Annotated in this window: 3 protein-coding genes; all 3 read right to left on the reverse strand. The window is 47.5% G+C overall.

Annotation, left to right across the window (positions count from 1 at the left end):
• Positions 1 to 51 precede the first annotated feature (51 nt).
• Positions 52 to 1,650, reverse strand: a complete 1,599-nt coding sequence (locus FHQ30_RS12530; protein WP_139611580.1) for an ABC transporter substrate-binding protein — start codon at positions 1,648 to 1,650, stop codon at positions 52 to 54.
• 160 nt (positions 1,651 to 1,810) lie between these two features.
• Entirely contained in the window at positions 1,811 to 3,172 is a 1,362-nt protein-coding gene (locus FHQ30_RS12535) for a PFL family protein (RefSeq protein WP_139611579.1), read from the reverse strand.
• A 9-nt stretch (positions 3,173 to 3,181) separates the two neighbouring features.
• Positions 3,182 to 3,454 (reverse strand): ACT domain-containing protein, encoded by a 273-nt coding sequence (locus FHQ30_RS12540; protein WP_139609103.1) that lies wholly within the window; start codon positions 3,452 to 3,454, stop codon positions 3,182 to 3,184.
• Positions 3,455 to 3,555 lie beyond the last annotated feature (101 nt).

Raw genomic sequence — 3,555 nt, forward strand, 5'->3', positions numbered from 1 at the left:
TATAAACAAAGATCAACAGGCCCTAAATGCGCCCTAAATTTGTGATTAAACCTAATCCGCCACTTTCACCCCATAAAATGCAGTATAACCAAACGGACTTTGTTGGAAATTTTGTACCCGTAGGCTGGTCGGCACATAGTTGACTGAGTGTGCCAGCGGAATCAACGGGGCCTGTTGTTTGGCAATTACTAACGCTTGTTGATATAACGCTGCTCGTTGCGCCTCATCAGAGGTGGTGACCGCTTGCTGAATCAAACTTTCAAATTCCGTATTGCACCAGCCGGCGTAGTTGGTTCCGCCGACGTTTTCACAACCGAGCAATGGTGCTAAAAAGTTGTCTGGATCGCCGTTGCGACTGGTCCAGCCGTAAGTGCCGGTATAAAACTCGCCTTCACGGGTGCGTTTGTTGAAATCCGCCCATTCGTGGGTGACTAAGTTGGCTTTTATGCCGATTTTCGCCCAATCCGCTTGCAAAATTTCAGCGGTGCGACGTGGGTTCGGATTCGATGGACGCACCACAGGCTGCACCCAAATTTCAGTTTCAAACCCTTCACCATAACCGGCGTCAACCAGCAATTGTTTGGCTTTTTCTAAATCAAACGGATAATCTTCAATCGTATCGTTGTAGCCCAACACGCTTGGCGGGAACGGATTTTTTGCCGCCACGCCGCTGCCGCCTTGATAAACCACGTTGATAATCGACTGTTTATCGGTGGCATAATTCAGGGCTTGCCGCACTTTCACATTTTCCAGCGGCGCTTTGCGATGGTTGATGCCGATGTAGGCTAAATTTAGCCCTTCTTTGGCAAATAACCGCACTTTGGGATTGTTTTTCATCTGTTCGATATCGGCGATATTCGGGAAATCAATGACATCGCAAGCGCCGGTTTGCAATTTTGCGTAACGCGCGGTAGCGTCCGGCGTGATGCTGAAAATCAAGCGATCAATATCGGCTTTGCCGCGCCAATAATCGGCGTTGGCGCTGTAGCGAATCGCTTGATCCAATTGATAGCCTTGAAACACAAACGGCCCGGTGCCAATCGGTGTTTTATCAATGGTTTCGGGTTTGCCTGCTGCCAACATCTTATCGGCATACTCTTTGGAATAAATTGACAGAAAATCCATTGCCACAATTTTCAAGAATGGCGAATAGGCTTGGTTCAGGTTGATTCTCACTGTGTAGTCGTCGACTTTTTCGACTGATTTCAACAGCTTTGGCAGCGCCATCCAGTTGAAATAGAAATAGGTTCCGCTGGAAACATGATGGAACGGGTGATCTTTGTCCGCTTGGCGCAAATAAGAAAACAACACATCGTCGGCGTTAAAATCGCGGCTCGGGCTAAATTCCTTATTGGCATGAAATTTTACCCCTTTGCGCAAGTGAAAAGTGTAACTCAAACCATCATCACTGATTTCCCACCGCTCCGCTAATCCCGGTTCGATCTCGGTTGAAGCGGGTTTAAACGCCAATAAACTGTCATAAACCTGTTGTGAACTGGCGTTGAAATCATTGGCATCATTGATAATCGCCGGGCTGAATTGACCGGGCGAGTTGCTGATACAGTTAATCAGCGTATGCGGTGCCGCTTGGGCGGCGACAGAAAATGAGAGTGCAAGTGCGGTCAAAGAGAAAAGTACGGTTGATTTCATTGGGATTCCTTGTTAAACAGTAAACGAACGATAGAGTAACATACAATAAAATCGATAAAGGAGAAATAATCAATTGGATTTTGTTAGAACGAAAAGGAATATTGAGTGAGAAGTACAAGTGCGGTTCAGATTAGGTTCTGACCGCACTTTGGTTGAACAATTAATTTTTTAACGCCTGTACCGGCGCTGGAATGCGTCCGCCACGGTTGACGAAGATTTCACAGTTGCCTTGTTTGATCGGCATAATTGGCGCATAGCCGAGCAGACCGCCGAATTCCACGCTGTCGCCAACATCTTTATCTGGCACGGGGATAATCCGCACTGCGGTGGTTTTGCTGTTGATCATGCCGATTGCCGCTTCATCGGCGATAATGCCGGAAATGGTGGCGGCAGTGGTGTAGCCCGGTACGGCGATCATATCCAACCCAACCGAACAAACGGCAGTCATCGCTTCCAGTTTATCCAGCGTCAGCACCCCTTGTTCCGCTGCTTTGATCATCCCCTCATCTTCCGAGACCGGAATAAAGGCACCGCTCAAACCGCCGACCGCACTTGATGCCATCATGCCGCCTTTTTTGACTGCGTCATTTAACAACGCTAAAGCAGCGGTGGTGCCGTGCGTGCCGCACACGCTCAAGCCCATCTGCTCCAAGATTCTTGCCACGCTGTCGCCGACGGCAGGGGTTGGCGCGAGCGAGAGATCCAAAATACCGAACGGAATGCCTAAGCGTTTGCTGGCTTCTTGCCCGATCAGTTCACCGACACGGGTGATTTTAAATGCAGTTTTTTTCACCACTTCGGCAACTTCAGTCAAGGTTTTTGCATTCGAGCTTTCCAACGCCGCTTTGACTACGCCCGGACCGGAAACACCGACATTGATGATCGTATCGCCTTCGCCGGAACCGTGAAAGGCACCCGCCATAAACGGATTGTCTTCCACCGCATTGCAAAATACCACCAACTTGGCGCAACCAAAACCGTCCGGGGTGATTTCCGCAGTTTGCTTAACGATTTCCCCCACCAGTTTCACCGCATCCATATTGATCCCGGCTTTGGTCGAGCCGATATTGACTGAGCTACAGACAATATCGGTCACTTTCATTGCTTCTGGAATCGAGCGGATCAACACTTCGTCCGACGGGCTCATGCCTTTTTGCACCAAAGCGGAAAAACCGCCGATAAACGACACGCCAATCGCTTTGGCGGCGCGATCCAAGGTTTGGGCAATCGAGACATAACTGTCTGCTTTAGTGGCGGCTACGATTTGCGCAATCGGCGTCACTGAAATGCGCTGATTGACAATCGGCACACCATATTTAGCCGACAGCTCTTGGGCGGTTTGCACCAAGTCTTTGCCGACATGGGTAATTTTGTTGAAAATATTTTGGTTTAAGGTCGCCAAATCGGGGCTGATACAATCGTGCAGATCAATGCCGATGGTGATGGTGCGCACATCAAAGTGTTGATCCGACACCATTTTCAGTGTTTCTAAAATTTCGTAAGATTGAATACTGTTGCTCATCTTCAATCCTTAAATCCGGTGCATGGCATTGAAAATATCGGTATTTTGCAAGCGCAATTCCAAGCCCAACTTTTTGCCTTCTTCAACAAAAAATGCCGCTAATGTTTGGTAATCTTTGGCGCAAGCGCTGGTATCGACCAACACAATCATGGTAAAAAATTCATTCATTAATTGTTGGCTGATATTGACGATATTAATTTGTTGTTCGGCTAATAATTTCGCCACATCATACACAATCCCGATCCGATCTTTACCGATCACGGTTAATACTGAGTTGTTCATTTTTTCCTCTATTTATAGTGGTAAAAAGCCGTTTATCAATAATATTTAAGTGGTTGGAAAAGGTTAAAATACATAATTTATATTGCAAAAGTAGGGGGCGA

The organism is Testudinibacter sp. 'clade 2' (assembly GCF_006227735.1).
Lineage (GTDB): Bacteria > Pseudomonadota > Gammaproteobacteria > Enterobacterales > Pasteurellaceae > Chelonobacter.

Coding starts and splice junctions, on each gene's coding strand:
- FHQ30_RS12530 (WP_139611580.1), bottom strand. CDS start 1,650: ATGAAATCAACCGTACTTTTCTCTTTGACCGCACTTGCACTCTCATTT.
- FHQ30_RS12535 (WP_139611579.1), bottom strand. CDS start 3,172: ATGAGCAACAGTATTCAATCTTACGAAATTTTAGAAACACTGAAAATG.
- FHQ30_RS12540 (WP_139609103.1), bottom strand. CDS start 3,454: ATGAACAACTCAGTATTAACCGTGATCGGTAAAGATCGGATCGGGATT.